Source organism: Paraflavitalea devenefica (genome assembly GCF_011759375.1).
In the GTDB taxonomy this organism is placed as follows: domain Bacteria; phylum Bacteroidota; class Bacteroidia; order Chitinophagales; family Chitinophagaceae; genus Paraflavitalea; species Paraflavitalea devenefica.
In genome coordinates, this window is the sequence record NZ_JAARML010000001.1 from 1,173,209 (window position 1) to 1,189,583 (window position 16,375).

A 16,375-nucleotide genomic window follows, 5' to 3' on the forward strand; every position below is an offset into this window, starting at 1 on the left:
TGCTTATTTGAAGCAACAATCGCAATTAAAGACATAAGTCACATTTTTTAGGGATTTCTGCACATTTCTAATTTGTTTAGTAGCAACACTTTTTATAGATTAATTTTGTCACTATCTTAACTGATATGAAACTTCAATTTTCTGGGCACGAATCGTTTATTTGCAAACACTTTTGGCTTAAAAAGGGGTATGATTTTGTCATTGGGAAAGGAAATTTTAATGCCGAATCTGCTGTTATTGAATTAGGCGTTGGTAAGAACATGGTAACCTCTATTTCTTATTGGTTAAAATCATTTGGAATAGTGGATCATCAATCCCAAGTTACCCAATTGGGAGATTTTCTTTTTCATGACAAACAGGGCGTAGATCCATATATCGAAAGTTTAGCCACTATTTGGCTATTACATTACTCATTACTAAAAACCAGTAAAGCTTCAATTTATACTCTTTTTTTTAATGAATTCCGTAAGGGCAGGGTGGATTTTACCAAAGAACAATTCCTAAACTTCATCAAAAGAAGAATGGAAGATGATGAACAGAGTTTTAATGAAAAAACGGTGGGATCGGATCTCAGTGTCTTTATCCGAAATTATTTAAACCCTACGTATAAAGACACCAAAATTGACATCGAAGAAGATTTCTCAGGGCTGCTTATTGACTTAGATTTAATACGCTCATTTAAATCAGAAAATGCTGAAGGTAGAATAGTAGATTGGTTTCAAATTGAGAATAAGTTACAGATTGACTTACCTTCAGAAATAGTGCTGTTTGCAATATTGGACAATGAAATGTATGGAAAATCTATTCCTTTTAAAGAACTGCTAGTAGGTGATAATTCCCCAGGAGTTGTATTTGCATTAAGTGAAGAAGGCTTATTCAATAAAATAGAGACGATCGTTAAGGATTATAAGGGTATAGTTTATACTGAAACAGCAGGAATAAGGGAACTCCAAATTAAAAGAACACTAAATAAGTGGGAAATACTGCATGGCTACTTCAAAAATTAAATTTTCACCTTCCGTTAATATCATTCGAGACAGTAATTATTTAATTAATTACATTCCAACACCTAATGCCGTCCAATCATTCAACACTATCCTAAACAATGCAATAACAGGGATTAAGTCGCACGTCTTGATTGGTTCATTTGGAACAGGAAAGTCATCATTTTTACTGGCATTTAAACAAACGTTAGAAGGGAATAAGGTCCATTTTAAAGGATTCGATAAGTTAATAAAGCAAGTCCCTAAGTATGAATTCTTTCCCGTAATAGGAGAGTTTTTATCCCTTGAATCCTATTTCGCCAAAGAATTTAATTTAGGAAAAGGGTATACCGCCAATGACGTTATTAAAGCATTAGACAAGCACTTTAAATCTATTAAGAAGAAAGGTAAAGGATTGGCGATTATAGTGGATGAATTTGGCAAGTTCTTAGAATTTGCAGCTAAAAACAACCCTGAATCCGAGTTATACTTTATTCAGCTTTTGGCTGAATGGGTCAATGATAGTGATAATGATACCCTACTAATAACAACCCTACACCAAGATTTTAGCGCTTACGCATTACACTTAAATAAATTACAAAGACAGGAATGGGATAAGGTGAAAGGTCGTTTGAAAGATGTTGCTTTCAACGAACCTGTAGAGCAATTACTTTATTTAGCTTCAGAGCGCATCAATGAAAAATTTCCATCAAAATCATTTGACAAGAATTTTGATAAACTTTTTGACTGCATAAAAGAAGCAAAAGCTTTTCCTTTAAAGGATTACCTGGAAAAGGAATTTGCACAAAAGTTATACCCATTTGATATACTCTCAGCCGCCGTATTGACTCTCGCTTTACAAAAATATGGACAAAATGAAAGAAGCCTATTTTCTTTTATTGAATCTAACGATCATTTAGGGATCAATGAGTTTAGTTCAAAAAATAAAACATACTTCAGCATATCCCAAGTTTATGATTATTTATTAAACGGTTATTACTCCTTTCTGACCACAAAATACAATCCGCATTATACACAATGGTCTGCTATTAGAAAGGCGCAAGAACGTTTAGAAGGCCTCTTTACAGATACGCTTTCGCAAAAACAGGCCGGCGATTTAGTAAAACTCATCGGTTTACTCAATATCTTTTCTCCGGCCTCAGCCAAACTTGAACGCCGGTTTTATTACAATTATGCCAAGCTTGCTATGGGCCTAAAAAATCCTGAAGGCCTTTTAAAAGAATTGGAAAGCAAAAAAATCGTCAGATATGTGAATCATAGCCTTAGGTATATTTTATTTGAGGGTACGGATCTTGATATTGAATTGGCAATAGATGATGCAGGAAGATTGATAGAGAAATTGACTAATGTGGTTGATCATCTCAACCAATATTTTGAGTTTCCCTTTATAGCTGCTAAATCAGTTTATTATGAAATAGGAACTCCTCGCTTCTTTCAATTCAAATTGACAGATGAGCCTATTAAATTAATTCCTGAAGGGGAGGTTGACGGATTCATAAATCTTCTTTTTTCAGAGGATTCGAAAATTATCAAAAAAATAGAAGACATTTCATCCAAGTGTGAAGAAGCTATTTTATATGGCTATTATAAAAATACTGCTGACATTAAAACTATATTATTTGAGATTCAGAAAATAAAAAAAGTTATTGAAAACAATCAAGATGACAGAACTGCCATAAAACTTTTAAATGAAGAATTGTCGATTAAAATTAAGCTACTTAATCATTATGTCTTTGACAATCTATATACAGATAAAGGCACCATCACTTGGTTTTTTAAAGGAAAGAAAATCAAGTTAAATAGCCGACAACATTTTAATCAGCAGCTTTCGAAGATTTGTGAAGAGATATACCCATATACACCTATTTATAAGAATGAGTTAATCAATAAAACGAAAATATCCGGGCAGATAGCTACAGCGAGAAAAAGATTAATTGAAAAGCTTTTATCTCAAGTACAAGAAGAAAATCTAGGATTTAAAGAATCTGAATTCCCACCAGAGAAGTCTATCTATTTGACACTTTTACGAAGTACTGGAATACATCAAGCTCTCGAAGGAGTTGGTGTTTTGGAAAAACCAATAGACTCGTCATTTACAGAACTCTGGGACGCTTGTGCTCAATTTATGCTAAGTACGAAAGGGAAGGAAAGAAATCTTGAAGAACTTATTTCCCTCTTATCTAAACGCCCTTTTAAGTTAAAACAAGGTTTCATAGATTATTGGGTTCCGGTCTTTCTTTTAGTTAACAATGATGAATATGCTTTGTTTGAAAGCGGCAGCTATATACCTGAACTTACTTCAGATATTTTAGAATTAATCAACAAGCGTCCTAGTTTCTTTCAATTAAAGGCTTTTGATGTTGCTGGTGTTAAACTACAATTGTTTAATAGATACCGCGTGTTGCTAAATCAAGTGGAACATCAAAAACCTACCAACAAAACTTTTATTCAGACTATTAAGCCTTTCTTAATCTTTTATAAGGATTTACCTGAATATTCAAAGAAAACTAACAGATTAGATAAAAAAACGATTGCATTAAGGCAGGTAATAGCTAGTGCGAAAGATCCAGAAAAGGCATTTTTTAATGACTTCCCTACTGCCCTAGGGTATAGCCTACAAGAATTACAGAAGTCCCCAATACAGGCTGAAGCTTTTATTAAAGATATGCAAGAGGCTATTCGTGAGCTTAGAACCTCGTTCGATGCAGTGGTAGACAGATTTGAAAACTATTTGACAAAGGAGTTAATAGGCAGCAGTTCACCCTTTCCCGATTATAAACAGGATATAAAAGCAAGATTCAAAAAGCTAAAAGCGCATTTATTGCTTAATCACCAAAAGTCGTTTTATACACGCGTACAATCCACTTTAGATGATAGGAAAGCGTGGTTAAATTCTATTGCACAGAGTTGCATTGGTAAACCATTGACATCGATAACTGATGAGGAAGAGAAATTATTATATGATAAATTAAAAGATCTGGTATATGAACTGGATAACCTTTGTGAAATAAGCCAAGCAGACATTAATGAGGATAATGAAGAGGTATTAAAACTTGAAGTCACAAGCTTTGTGCAAGGGCTAAACAAAAATCTTATCCGGATTCCGAAAACAAAAACAAAAGAGGTTGATAATAAGGTAACCGAAATAAAGGGAATTTTAGGAGCGGATAAAAAGATTAATGTAACCATATTAGCTAAACTATTACAGGAGTTGCTGAACCATGAATAAGAAGGTTAGACACGTATTAGGGATATCTGGAGGAAAGGATAGCGCTGCGTTAGCTATCTATTTACATAATCTTTACCCAGAACTTGATATTGAATATTATTTCTGTGATACTGGGAAAGAATTGGCAGAAACTTATACACTTGTAGATAATTTAGAAAATTATTTAGGCAAAACAATTAATAGATTAAAAGCTGCAGCCAAGAGCAGCCAGGAGCCATTTGATCACTTTTACAATTTATTCGGCGGATATCTCCCTTCTTCTAATGCCCGCTGGTGTACAAAGTATCTCAAATTGGATCCTTTCGAAACTTTTGTTGGCGATGCGCCTGTAGTTTCCTACGTAGGAATAAGAGGAGATGAAGACAGAGAAGGTTATATTTCCCGAAAGCCGAATATTCAATCCATTTTTCCTTTCAGGAGAAACATATGGAGTGAAGATGTTATAAGCAAAGTAATAAAGAATGACAATATTGCTACGCTTAGTGAGATATATAGTTTCTACTTCCCAAAAGATAAAATAAGAAGATGTCTTGAAATTATCAACGAACCCCTTTCGCTTAAATTCAATCAAGAACAGAAACTCGATTTGCTATTAGGCCAAAATATTACATTCTTTAATCAGGCTGTTCATGAGTTTTTAAAGACAACTAATTACCCATTAGCCAACACCCCGCATTTTCCCCTTTTAGAGAATGAGGATGTGTTAGTAAGAGATGATATTTTCAGAATCTTACGAGAAAGCGGCGTAGGCGTCCCCAATTACTATGAGAAAATAGTTTTTAAGCATAACGGTAAGATTGGTGAATATGCTCGTAGCCGCTCTGGCTGTTATTTTTGTTTTTTTCAACAAAAAATTGAATGGGTATGGCTTTACGAGCAACATCCTGAACGATTTAAACTTGCTATGCAATATGAAAATGAAAAGGAGGGGTTTACTTGGAACCAAAATGAAAGCCTATCTGACCTAATACAACCGGAAAGAATTGATATCATTAAAGAAGAGTATTTGAACAAACCCAAAACTAAAACTAAGTCTCCTTATTTGCTGGATATTCTGGATGATACAGAATCGGAAGGATGCGCAGCATGCTTTATTTAAGTAATCGTAAAATTGATCTAACCTTAGAAGGAGAATCAATTGCTAAGCTTGAAGCATATCCTTCTTTTAACTTTGTTAATTCTTTTTTTGTCAATATGTCATTGTCAAATTGATACAATAAAATCAATTCTGTTAAAGAAGAAGTATTCATAACCATTTTCTTTTCGATAGGATTCCATAATACGTAAACCCAGGGTCTATTATGAATTTCGAAATTGAATTTATTATATCTTTCAAATATTTTTTTAAACCCAATGTTATGCTGATTATTAATTCGTAATGAGGCTTTGATGAAAGGAAGAAATCCTACTGGCCTAAATAATAGATTACCTCCGGTTTCACCGTTTCTAAAATCATCGGAAAAGTCTTTTTTCTTTCTTAAGTATTCTTTTATTACTGTTAAAGTTTTGAAAGAATCCCAATAACTGATACAATAATTCTTGAATGAGTTATAAACCTCATCCGTAGGCCGAAATTTGAGAAGTTCTGCTAACCGCTCTTTTGTGATTTTTGTTCCACTCTTAATAAACATAAAGTTTTTGAAAATTTCAACATTTGCTTGGTATAGCGTTATAATTGATGTTATAGCATCTTTATTATTATTTGGAATTGCTTTTTGTTTTGCATAAACAACCCGGGTTCCTGTAAATAAATCATATTCATCTAGCAACTCCCTGGTTACAATCGCTGCCGAATCATCTTCATCCAATGCGATAATGTCATCATCACTTACAGGTTTCGCATACCTGTTTAAAGTAGTAAACAACCTTCTAGTCTTTTTCTTTCCATGCTCATCATTCTTGTGCCCAATAAAAATAACGCCAACTTGCTCATTTGACAAATCGGGTCTCTCCAATAAGGCAGCCTTAATCCCTTCCACTCGATGTTGTCCATCTACCGGAAATATCTTATGTGAACCAGGGAACTCCAGAAGGCCCATTTTATAAGTCTCCAATTCATCATACTTGAATTCAATTTCTCGCCAATTAGGATAATCATCATAAACGGCAAGAACTAATGAATTAAAAAAAAGTTCCCCTTGCTTGAGGATATACTCCTTTATACTTAAATAATTGCCAGTTATACTTCTTTGAATCAAATCTCTCAACGTTTCACTTTTATGAAGTTGATCATCAATTTTTGAAACATAGTCATTCACCTGTTTAAATGTCAGTGTTGTCACATAATAGTCCCATGAACCAATTTTTGCTTTAAGCGCAGGTATTTTCATCATTCAAATGCTTTAATTGCTTGTTTAATTACTTTATCAGGAATTAAATCATTCATCGGTAAAACTAATGAGTTAATAATATCCCTTTCGATATTTTTTATTTCTTCATTATCATCAAGTGGATAGAATGCTAAATATAACTCTTTACCCCAATAATGAATCATTCGATAGATTTTTGGCCTTTCATCATTATTGGAGTACTTCTGAAAATATTCTTTTACTCTTTTCCGCAAGTTTTGATTATCTGTTAATTGGGCTCTCCCAATATAAAACGGGAACTCAGAAATGCCGCTTAATATATCACACTTCACGTAAAACAAATAGAGACCTCCCTTGTTATTCGGCACTACCTCAATATCATTGCCAAAATTGGTAGCATCAGCATTTAAATACTTTATAGAAGTCCAATTGTTAAAATTTAAATCCAAGTGTGGATAATCAAACTTATCCCATAAACTTTTGTGCAAAATGTACTTAACCTTTTGTTTATCTAACTGTTCCCCTAAAGAAAAGGCGGTAGAATCCATAATTAATCTTCTAGTGAGTTTATCAATTGTTCCATTCCAAAATTTAATAAAAAATCCGAGTAGTAACTATCAAAAATATCCCGCAAATATTCATCAACCGTTTTATCTTCGTCTTGACCTTCCTTATTTAATTGAAGTTTATAATTTTTCTTTTTTGTTATCATGTATAAGAACAAAGTATGAAAATAGATAGAAGCCAAATAGCGTTTTTCAGCTATGGTAATTTGATCTTCTGTTTTTAACTTGGCCTTGTATCGTAGATAAACGCTACTGTCCAAGTTAATATAAATAACATCTAATTTATTCCCCTCTCCCATCGGATGCATAACAGTACTAATATTCATAGAAACACCGCCCTCTTCCAGCTTTGACCAGTTTTCTTCTTTTACTTTTTCCAGTTTAGGCAACCCTATGTTATCCAGATCATCCTCTTGCTTTGGTATTTCAGTTGGCTTTATTTCCTTTTCCTTGACTTGGACCAATAGGATTTCTTCGAATGGTCCGGATGGGCTGGTCAAAGTTATTTTGATTTCTATTTCATCGCCGACATTCATTTCATTAGTAGGATTTAAAGAAACCTTGATTGTACCCTCATTAGGGCTACTTTTAGCAATGTTCAAAAGATGGTTTAATTCATGTTCGTTGCCTTCTTGATTTCCTCCATTTCCTTCATTTCGCTTTATTGATACTACTGCTAATTCCAATTGACCTGGTTCATCAATTCTGTCAAAGTATCCGTTCTCTACATCTGTATCAAACTTAATCACTTTTTCGCCGGACTGGGGAATGGATAAAACTGATTTTTCACCATTACTTTTATTACGGAGCTTGAAGAATGAAGGAAACCGCTTTGGGCTAAAGGGCTCTCGTTCTTTTTTGGATTTCTCAACTTTTGGATTATCATTCTTTGTATTTTCCTGTTTCTTTTCCTCCAGCTTCAAGGTATTCTGTAGAAGTTTAAATAAATCAGAATCTTTGGGAAGGTTTTTGGCAAAAGATTTTAATAATTCATTGGTATCTTCACTATCAAGACCTATAGATTCTTTACGCTTTTTATTAATATCATCAAGCTTACTTTTTCGTAATTTCTTTCCTAAAAAATCTCTAAGGTATTGTACTTCTTCGCCACCCTTTAAGCGATCTCTCGAGGCCATGAACAGTTTCTTTCTGAATTCATATTTCATTTTAGTACAATCAACATGTATCAACAAATAATCTTTTAATAAATTGAATTTTAACTGATGCGTAACAAACTCAGAAGTATAATGTCCATGCGCCTGTCCATTGACAGAAAACATCACTGACATATTGTTTTTAAAGAAAAAGCGTCGAATATTTTCTTTGGTTTTCTTTACATCATTTTCACCAACTTTTGCCTTAAACACATAGCACGCTACTTTCATTTCTCCAATCATTTCGTCCGTATAGATTTCAGAAAACATATCGTCAACATAATTACTATCCTCCTCCAGCCTACGCTTCAAACCAAATAAATCCATCTCCAGCACTTTGTTATTTGGATATCGTTCCTTTTTATCGATGGTATAAATAGGAAGTATTGGTTCAAATAAAAATTCGTTTAGGCTTTGATTTAGATCTTGAGCGAAACCAGAATAGCCAGGAGGAAAGTGATAAGAATAGAGCTTAACAATAGTTCCAGTTTTGAATTTACGATTTAACAATTTAAGATCTAATTCTCCTTCTAAATCAAAGGCCGGTATCACTCCATCAATCACGAGATACTCATACCAGGTATTTTTCTTTATATCTTCTTCCCCTTTTTCAAAAGGATGTTCCCGCACCAAGGTAAATCCAAATTTACCCTTCCCATTAAACTTCTTAGAGCCAATTAATTGATAGCCTTTTTTTCCACAAAAAACAATAGCTCCGGAACCACCCATATTATACTTGCCTTGGACAAACATAATATTGTTCTTGTTTCCTCTTACGAGAGAAAGAAAAGTTTTATCAAAATCCTGTGGATGTTGGCCCTCCCCATTATCGTATATAATAACTGAGGTATTTCTTGGAGGCCCATCGGCCAGAATCTGTATTTCTTCAGCTTGTTTCCTTCTAAAAGTTGGAAGTTCCCATTGTTTGTATTCTGGGAAGAAAAGCTTGATAGCTTCAGCCATCGATTTTGGCGCCTCTTTTCTATCGGAAGGAGCGATGCCATTTTCTAAACATTTTTTTGTTAGAATAGCGTCAATCGAATTAGTCACTTTTTCGACTATAGCAGCAATTGGATTTGACTGCTGATTTTCGATAATTCCATAGTTGCTATCATTGTTTCCAATAGGAACCCAATTCTTATTTACAAATAGTGTCAAATTCTTGGCAATTACTTTATCGACTTCTTCTTCAGTTTTGGCAAAATAAAGGTCTATAAACAATGCTTTGAAATCACTAGATGGTTTGGTTGGCATGAAATGAAGATATTTTCAATATACAAAAGTTTTCCATATCGCTAACACGAATAATTAAACGTCAGGAATTAACTACTTAGTCTATTGAAACCCTTGATGTCAATCAACATTGATTCATCTAACTTTAACAGGAATGGACATAGATAAACACAATGGCCTTAATAAAAACATAAATACATGATTTTAAGCAACTTACACATCAATTATTCACCCGGCTTTCCTGTGATAGATAGCCGTACTTCAATTAAAATACCTCATCGCCACATCTCCCACCCACTTGCCCATTTGTACTGGCACTGCATTACCGATAAGTTTATAGGCACTCCTTTTATTCTCAAAAGCAAAATCATCTGGAAAGCCTTGCAGCCGGGCGTATTCGCGGATTGAGAAGGGGCGTAAGCCATATTTAGCTTTCCGGTCTTTCACCAGCCTTGTACCCAAATCCTTTGCATAATGAGCTACACAGGTAGGCGCCAAAGCACCCGGCTGTTCAGGATCTACAATTATTGGTTTATCCCTATACTTTCCTTTGATACGGCTTATTACATAGTCTGGCATTTCCACCACTGGGTCTTTTTCTAATATATCCTTTAAGCGTGGCTTATTTCTGATGCTATTGGGAGCACTGATATTAAATGGCTTTCTTGTGCCGAAGAGTATAAGTCTTTTTCTCCGTTGCGGTAGCCAGTTAGCTGCATCCACTGGGCAAAAAACTTGTACATAATAATCGGGCAACTTGGTCATGGCCTCCATCACCACTTTAAACTTCTTCATTCCGGGTACGTTTTCTACCACATACATTTCCGGTTTCTCAATAGCAATGTGACGAAAGAAATGCAAAAACAGATCATCGCCCGTACGAGTACCATGAATATCTGCAATGGTGGAATACTTTGTACATGGATAGGTGCCCACAATAATGTCGGTTGGCGGCTGTTCCAATACTGTTTTATCCTTTATATCTGCTGTAAGTACGGCATGAGAAAAATAATGTGGATTTAGCTTCATGCAGTTAGTGGCTTCTATATCAAGATCGAGGGATTGGATCACTTTTACCCCAGCCTGCATGATACCTATTTCCATACCTCCGCATCCGGAGAAGTAACCTTTAGCTGTTGGCACATACATATAGCAATCGTTATTTTGTTTTAAGGTGCTACCTACGGAAAACTGTATCCATGTGATATTGTAAGAACTCCTTCTTAGGATGATATCTTTGTGGTAAGTTAATTTTTGTTTCGGTCAATACAGCAAAGTGTTTTGCATGGTATTCTAATGTATGCTTTTCTTTTAGCCTAGGTGACAAGAGAATTTCAAAATCTTCATTGATACCTATATAACCTTTATCATAAGCCCGGTCATATAAAGGGGAAAGGCATATGCCATTTTCTGGGTTCAGTCTTTCCTGCTCACTCTTGGACCATGGAATGATGTGGCTTGCAATCAACAGATCCGGTATGTCAATCCCGGTAATGGCACATTTGCCAGCATAATTGGCAATTACTATTTGACGAAATACGTTTTGATTTACCCTTGTTTTTACTTCTCTAAATTTGTCCTCCCCTTTCATATTCTCCGTACCCTGTAAAGCTTCAGCATATTTATTTTCTATAACAGTATGCTCTTTGGCGGCCAATATTTTTTCACTTTCAAAAAGTAATTCATCCCTATTATTGATAAATTCATTCCAAATTGGCTGAACCTGCTTTTTACCGCCCTCCAGTCCTTTCACTCCACGTTGTTGATGAAAGGGGTCTACACTGGCAAAGTTTGTCAGACGCATGGCTACGGAGTTAGGCGTACGATCTATAAGATTAGCCAGATGCATGATCTCTGGCGTGCGGGAGTGCATTTTGCCAAAGGGCAGCTTTAGGTATAGGTTGAGAGCAAGAATGAGTTCATCCCTTGCCCAAAGCTTATTCCCTTCCTTCATAAATTAAATATTGTTAAATTACGTAGCCGTTAGCGCATTAAAAGTAATAATCTTGTTGCTACGAAGCTGTATTCTTCAGGACACAATTTTAGTTATTTTTGTTATACACACATTTGCTTTTAAGTCACGTTTTTTCAAATGTCAAGTAATCCAACAATCATTTTTAGTAGAATAATACTTGTTTTTCGTATCTTCAAAATTATATGAATAACAAAGACTTAGATCTTCTTTCTACCTGTCTGCATACAGCAGCCGCTCAACCTCATCTGAGCAAAAATCCGCGTCCCGCCTGCATTTGAGGCTTCCCGTCTTACTATTGGCTTACTATTAGCGTATCACTGGCTTGTCTCTGGCTTATCACCATGGTACTTGTGGGATAAGGCATCCTGACCTTATCTATAAAGCACCTTGACTTTGACCAGGACTTATTGCATGTTTAAGATTGTATAGCTATTTTAGGACGTAATAAAGTCAAATAAGACATACAAAAAGGGACATTTCGGCCATTTGTGCAGGTTTAGACCGAAATGGGACATGCACATTTGGAAATGGGGTATGCGTTGTTGTAAGTTTGGTTAAAACCCAATCTTATGGCAAAATATGAAAGTATTGTTACCATTCGCGGAACGATTGACGACCTGACATTCCGCAAAACGGCAGAAGGTAAGGTGGTAGGAGCAAAAACCGGTCCGACACGCGAAAAGGTCTTAACGCATGAAAATTTTGCACGTACCCGCCATTATGCCCATGAATTCAAGCAGGCGGTCAAGGATGCTACCCTGTTGCGTCGTGCCCTGGGCAGCCTATTGGATGGCGTACGTTGCACTACCCTAAACGGTGATATGCATGGGTTACTCCGCGCAGTGTCCCGGCAGGACCCTACCAGCGACCTGGGCAGCCGCTGCGCATCGGCAGGCGATGTGGGCGTGCTGACAGGTTTTGACTTTAACCAAAACCTCACGCTCGCGACAGCCCTGCCTGTAAAGATTCAACAAAGTCTGGATGCCGCTACAGGCCTTATGAAGGTTCAATTACCTTCCTTTATTGCCTATAAAAGAAGAGCTTTTCGCCAAGAAGCCACGCACTTCCGTATTCTGAGCGTTGGCATAGCAGTGAATTTTGACAAGCAAGAATATTGCAGTAAAATCCAAACAAGTGACCTGCTGCCCCTGAGCCGGAAAACGCCCGGACCGATTTACCTGGAGCATGCGTTGAACGCCAAGTCGGGCGATGTTTTGGTGCAGGTATTGGGCATTCAGCTTTATAGGTTGGATAAAGGAAAAGAAGTACTGGTAAAGGGTGGGGCTGTACAAATTTTGGAGGCGGCACGAATGGAGACAGCAGTATGATCAGTTTGGCTATTCTTTCCCATAGTTTTTGCCGGGATTGACGTTAGAGACATCATAAACCTTTTATTCATGAAGTTCTACAGTGTGGTTTTCATCCTGATTACAGCGTGTACAGCCTGTTTCCATTCAGGCTATGCCCAAACGGCTATAAAGCATTTTATTTTTTTCTCCCGTGACAGGGAGGGGATACATGATTCGGCTTTTTATAAGCATCCGGGCATTGCCGGGGCGCAGATCACGTATCCATGGAAAACCCTGGAGCCGTCTAAAGGCGAATACAATTTCAAGGAGATTGAAGAAGATATTGCTTTTCTCCGGCTTCATGGGAAGAAGCTGTTTATCCAAGTGCAGGACGTGACTTTTGACAGTACACGTTTGAACATACCGGCCTATCTGTTGAAAGATCCTGTTTATAACGGCGGCGCCAATGCGCAGTATGGATTCACCCCTGATGGCCGGCCTGTGAAAGCAGGCTGGGTAGCCCGCCGTTGGGACCCTGCCGTGGCAGCACGCTTTCACTTGCTGTTGCAACAACTGGCCAGGCAGTTTGATGGTAAGATCGAAGGAATTAATCTTCCTGAAACGTCTGTTGATCTCCCGGAGACGGGGGAGCTTCGACCGTCCGGATTTACCAGGGCCAGTTATGTAGCAGCCATTAAGCAAAATATGCAGGTGTTGAAAAGCAGTTTTAAGAAGTCGGTACCGCTGCTATACGCGAATTTTATGCCGGGCGATTCCGGGAGTGATTCCAAGGCTGATCTGGAGGCTGTTTACCAATATGCCCGCCAGATAAAACTGGCTATGGGCGGGCCTGATATTAAGGTGTACCGTCCTTTCCAGATGATAAATAGCTATCCGCTGATCAGGGATATGGCCGGCATTGCCCCTACCGGCGTAGCCGTTCAGGAAGGCAATTACAGCGTTATAAATCCCAAAACGGGTAAGCCTGTAACCTTGCCGGAAATCATGGATTTTGCCACCAGCTATTTAAAACTTTCGTATATTTTCTGGTGTACAGAAGAGCCCTATTACCGTAAGGAGGTGCTGCCCATGCTGCGCTCCCTTTCCGTGAGGAATACCCATTAATAAACAAAGCCCCTGCTATAAGCTGCTTACTATATGTTTCTGCCTATATAATGAAATATTATAAAACGGCATTACCTATATTTTCCCGTAAATATTATCTTTGGTCTATAAAGCCAGGCTATAGGAAAGCGGCGATATAAAGGGGACGGCGTGCAAAGGCAACGCTGTCCCTTTGCTTTATACCTTATTTTCTAATTTCTCCACTACCCGTTTATAGTCATACTGCTCATCTTCATGCATGGTTTTGAGTGCCACATGGACCTTTTTGAGCTGGGCCTGGTAGAGATTGAGCATAGCCGTACTTTTTTGCAGGTTGAGCCCGGCACTTTGTAGCAGGCTGCAGAAATGGATGAGCAGCTCCACCTCGGCCAGTTTACTCCCGGTAAACCGGATATGCTTGTTGGCAATACGCAGGGTTTTCCGGATGGTCTTTTTAGCCAGAAACATTTGCGAACTGTTGAGGGCCTCAAAAGCCTCTTCCATTTGCTGTTTTACAACGGTGATGTATGCCGGCAGGTCATGCGCTTCAAATAAGAGGTAGGTAAGCAGCTCTTTGTTCTCTTTTTTAAATTTCGACAGGCGCAGGCAAAGTTCTACCAGTTCCTTTACCGGCAGTTGCTGTAGTTCATCCTTCAGTTCGTGTACCGTAGCTGCTTTCATGCTTTTCGTGTATGCCTGCCCAAAAAAACACTTAGGGCGGGTATAAGGTTCTCCGCATCCTTTTAAATGGCAGGCTGTTTTAGTTGTAAACGGGCCTGCTGCCATTATACCTTTACGTTGTAACCCAGCCAGAACGCTGGTAAGGTAATAACCGCAAGCTCCCTTTAAACCGTTTTAAATGAGTCGTCCTATAAAAACCATGTTGATTATTGCTTTTGTGGTGATCCACATCTGCCTCGTCAAATCTAATGATCTTACCTCCGATACCCAAAAACAACGACCCGTACCCGGCAACGCTTTGGCAAAGAAGATTACCCCTTGATCCCGCCAGGGCGCTGCCAAAAAAATGCCGGCCATAACAAGTATGTTATAGCCGGCATTTTCATTTATTCTTTTACAGAAAGTAGTCTTAGAACGGCAGGTCATCATCTGCACCACCGGGAGCATTGTGGAAGGTGGGGGCTGGCTCGGAAGCAGGCGTACTGCCGCCAGCTTTGGAACCTGCTACAATTTTCCAGGCTTTTACATCGGTATACCAACGGCCATTGAATTCCCGGCTCTCCACATCGAAGGATACCGTTACCTGCGCACCAGGCGTTACGCCACTCATATCTATTTTATCGCCCCATACGGCAATACAGACTTTTTTGGGATATGTATCGGCCGTTTCGAGGATGAATTCCTGCTTTTTCCACTGACCATTTTTACCCTGACCGGTTTGCAAGGGCAACAGTTGTAAGATCTTTCCGCTGATGTCCATAAGTGATTTTGGGCAAATGTATGAAAATGTACCATTGCCTGTTCACTAAATCTTTGGGGAGTTATACACTTTTATAACCCCCTACAAATGAAAGATATCACCTCTATTATGTTGGCTTCCGGACGGTTACCGTTATGCTGTTGTAGCAGCAATGTATTCGGCCAGTGTAATACGGCCATCCAATAAAGCACTGTACAAAACAGCTTTGTTGGTTTTTGTTTTTTTGATGCGGCCTACGAGTTCGTTGTCGAAGAACAGTTGTTTAATTAATGCTTTCATGATTTTATATTTTTAGATATGTTTTACAGAAATTGAACCTGCCCAGGCAATAGATTGCCTTTGCCGGATTCTCTCCAGCGAGAGCGTCCTTCAGCAGACCAAAGCATTCTTTGGACCATGCAAACGTTGGCAAATGGAAACAGGCATTACCTGATGATGCAAACAAACCGTGTGTGCAGACAAAACAATCCGTGAGTAAACAGCAATCGGCAATAGTGGGAGTGTATAACAGCTATGTGTTTCTGGCAGCTTATGTGTTTGAGCATGATCCTTTCAGGAATCAAGGTAAAAAAAATGGTCACCTGTAGAAACAGCTGACCTCTAACGATTGCTTGCCATATGAAAAAACGTAATAATCTTTTTTGAGTAGCAGCCTCTTTGCTGCCTTGCTTAAGCTTTTCTTATCTCCTCTTTTCTTTTTCTCTTTGCTTACCTATCGTCTCCGTTTCTGATGTAAAAGTAAGGCGCGTTTTTCAAGGGTGTAAATCAAGTTTTTGCCATTTTAATGATCTCAAAGGTCTTAAAGAAAATATAAAACCCTTACTGGATAAGGGTTTCAGGGGATTTTATCCCTCATGTCCAACGCTTTTTGGGCATCAAATTAGTTTTATTACTATTTGATTGAATTTATGCCGCAGTGTCCCCTCCGGGAGACACTGCGGGGAAGGGGGAAAAATTAAGTTTATGTAAACTATTGTATATCAGTCTAAAAAAGGAATTCATGAAATAGCTTGATTAAACACAATTACATTACACTTAGTTAACATTTAATTAATAATGGCCATTTTAAAC

14 protein-coding genes are annotated in these 16,375 nt (G+C 37.7%); 6 read left to right on the forward strand and 8 right to left on the reverse strand.

What is annotated here, in order from left to right; genetic code table 11:
• The first annotated feature begins 125 nt into the window (after positions 1-125).
• The 3 genes from HB364_RS04700 to HB364_RS04710 are packed head-to-tail and all read left to right on the forward strand — an operon-like array spanning position 126 to position 5,332.
• Positions 126-1,007, forward strand: coding sequence for a DUF4007 family protein (locus tag HB364_RS04700; RefSeq protein WP_167286721.1), 882 nt, complete (start codon positions 126-128; stop codon positions 1,005-1,007).
• Entirely contained in the window at positions 988-4,233 is a 3,246-nt protein-coding gene (locus HB364_RS04705; RefSeq protein ID WP_167286722.1) for a hypothetical protein, read from the forward strand. Before HB364_RS04700 ends, HB364_RS04705 begins: the two co-directional genes overlap by 20 nt.
• Complete coding sequence (locus tag HB364_RS04710; protein WP_167286723.1) at positions 4,226-5,332, forward strand: phosphoadenosine phosphosulfate reductase family protein; 1,107 nt, start codon at positions 4,226-4,228, stop codon at positions 5,330-5,332. The genes HB364_RS04705 and HB364_RS04710 overlap by 8 nt, the downstream gene beginning before the upstream one ends.
• Here HB364_RS04710 and HB364_RS04715 read toward each other — a convergent pair.
• The 5 genes from HB364_RS04715 to HB364_RS04735 form a co-directional block, all read right to left on the reverse strand.
• On the reverse strand, positions 5,325-6,566 hold the full coding sequence (locus tag HB364_RS04715) for a DNA sulfur modification protein DndB (RefSeq protein ID WP_167286724.1): 1,242 nt from the start codon (positions 6,564-6,566) through the stop codon (positions 5,325-5,327). The genes HB364_RS04710 and HB364_RS04715 overlap by 8 nt on opposite strands.
• The gene (locus HB364_RS04720) at positions 6,563-7,090 is read right to left on the reverse strand and encodes a GIY-YIG nuclease family protein (RefSeq protein WP_167286725.1); all 528 of its coding nucleotides are present in this window, start codon (positions 7,088-7,090) and stop codon (positions 6,563-6,565) included. Before HB364_RS04720 ends, HB364_RS04715 begins: the two co-directional genes overlap by 4 nt.
• Positions 7,091-7,092: 2 nt before the next feature.
• Positions 7,093-9,516 carry a hypothetical protein gene (locus tag HB364_RS04725; RefSeq protein ID WP_167286726.1) on the reverse strand — a complete coding sequence of 808 codons (2,424 nt, stop codon included), beginning with the start codon at positions 9,514-9,516 and terminating at the stop codon, positions 7,093-7,095.
• Between the two features lie 240 nt (positions 9,517-9,756).
• Entirely contained in the window at positions 9,757-10,644 is an 888-nt protein-coding gene (locus HB364_RS04730; RefSeq protein WP_208419852.1) for a DNA cytosine methyltransferase, read from the reverse strand.
• 28 nt (positions 10,645-10,672) lie between these two features.
• Positions 10,673-11,449, reverse strand: a complete 777-nt coding sequence (locus HB364_RS04735) for an HNH endonuclease (RefSeq protein ID WP_167286727.1) — start codon at positions 11,447-11,449, stop codon at positions 10,673-10,675.
• A gap of 590 nt (positions 11,450-12,039) precedes the next feature.
• Here HB364_RS04735 and HB364_RS04740 point away from each other — a divergent pair.
• Together HB364_RS04740 and HB364_RS04745 are read left to right on the forward strand one after the other, a co-directional pair.
• Positions 12,040-12,798: a hypothetical protein gene (locus tag HB364_RS04740; protein ID WP_167286728.1), complete on the forward strand. Its 759-nt coding sequence runs from the start codon at positions 12,040-12,042 to the stop codon at positions 12,796-12,798.
• Between the two features lie 69 nt (positions 12,799-12,867).
• The gene (locus HB364_RS04745; RefSeq protein WP_167286729.1) at positions 12,868-13,884 is read left to right on the forward strand and encodes a hypothetical protein; all 1,017 of its coding nucleotides are present in this window, start codon (positions 12,868-12,870) and stop codon (positions 13,882-13,884) included.
• A gap of 177 nt (positions 13,885-14,061) precedes the next feature.
• Here the strand turns inward: HB364_RS04745 and HB364_RS04750 are convergent, their stop codons facing one another.
• Positions 14,062-14,544 (reverse strand): hypothetical protein, encoded by a 483-nt coding sequence (locus tag HB364_RS04750; RefSeq protein ID WP_167286730.1) that lies wholly within the window; start codon positions 14,542-14,544, stop codon positions 14,062-14,064.
• A 178-nt stretch (positions 14,545-14,722) separates the two neighbouring features.
• Here HB364_RS04750 and HB364_RS04755 point away from each other — a divergent pair, with 178 nt between their 5' ends.
• Positions 14,723-14,866 (forward strand): hypothetical protein, encoded by a 144-nt coding sequence (locus HB364_RS04755; RefSeq protein WP_167286731.1) that lies wholly within the window; start codon positions 14,723-14,725, stop codon positions 14,864-14,866.
• Between the two features lie 87 nt (positions 14,867-14,953).
• Here the strand turns inward: HB364_RS04755 and HB364_RS04760 are convergent, their stop codons facing one another.
• Together HB364_RS04760 and HB364_RS04765 are read right to left on the reverse strand one after the other, a co-directional pair.
• On the reverse strand, positions 14,954-15,304 hold the full coding sequence (locus tag HB364_RS04760; protein ID WP_167286732.1) for a DUF3127 domain-containing protein: 351 nt from the start codon (positions 15,302-15,304) through the stop codon (positions 14,954-14,956).
• A gap of 132 nt (positions 15,305-15,436) precedes the next feature.
• Entirely contained in the window at positions 15,437-15,583 is a 147-nt protein-coding gene (locus tag HB364_RS04765) for a hypothetical protein (protein ID WP_167286733.1), read from the reverse strand.
• Between the last annotated feature and the right edge of the window lie 792 nt (positions 15,584-16,375).

Excerpts from the sequence above, each read along its gene's own strand:
- HB364_RS04745 (WP_167286729.1), top strand. The coding sequence starts at position 12,868 with ATGAAGTTCTACAGTGTGGTTTTCATCCTGATTACAGCGTGTACAGCC.
- HB364_RS04750 (WP_167286730.1), bottom strand. The coding sequence starts at position 14,544 with ATGAAAGCAGCTACGGTACACGAACTGAAGGATGAACTACAGCAACTG.
- HB364_RS04765 (WP_167286733.1), bottom strand. The coding sequence starts at position 15,583 with ATGAAAGCATTAATTAAACAACTGTTCTTCGACAACGAACTCGTAGGC.
- HB364_RS04755 (WP_167286731.1), top strand. The coding sequence starts at position 14,723 with ATGAGTCGTCCTATAAAAACCATGTTGATTATTGCTTTTGTGGTGATC.
- HB364_RS04700 (WP_167286721.1), top strand. The coding sequence starts at position 126 with ATGAAACTTCAATTTTCTGGGCACGAATCGTTTATTTGCAAACACTTT.
- HB364_RS04705 (WP_167286722.1), top strand. The coding sequence starts at position 988 with ATGGCTACTTCAAAAATTAAATTTTCACCTTCCGTTAATATCATTCGA.
- HB364_RS04710 (WP_167286723.1), top strand. The coding sequence starts at position 4,226 with ATGAATAAGAAGGTTAGACACGTATTAGGGATATCTGGAGGAAAGGAT.
- HB364_RS04715 (WP_167286724.1), bottom strand. The coding sequence starts at position 6,566 with ATGATGAAAATACCTGCGCTTAAAGCAAAAATTGGTTCATGGGACTAT.
- HB364_RS04760 (WP_167286732.1), bottom strand. The coding sequence starts at position 15,304 with ATGGACATCAGCGGAAAGATCTTACAACTGTTGCCCTTGCAAACCGGT.
- HB364_RS04730 (WP_208419852.1), bottom strand. The coding sequence starts at position 10,644 with ATGTATGTGCCAACAGCTAAAGGTTACTTCTCCGGATGCGGAGGTATG.
- HB364_RS04740 (WP_167286728.1), top strand. The coding sequence starts at position 12,040 with ATGGCAAAATATGAAAGTATTGTTACCATTCGCGGAACGATTGACGAC.
- HB364_RS04725 (WP_167286726.1), bottom strand. The coding sequence starts at position 9,516 with ATGCCAACCAAACCATCTAGTGATTTCAAAGCATTGTTTATAGACCTT.
- HB364_RS04735 (WP_167286727.1), bottom strand. The coding sequence starts at position 11,449 with ATGAAGGAAGGGAATAAGCTTTGGGCAAGGGATGAACTCATTCTTGCT.
- HB364_RS04720 (WP_167286725.1), bottom strand. The coding sequence starts at position 7,090 with ATGGATTCTACCGCCTTTTCTTTAGGGGAACAGTTAGATAAACAAAAG.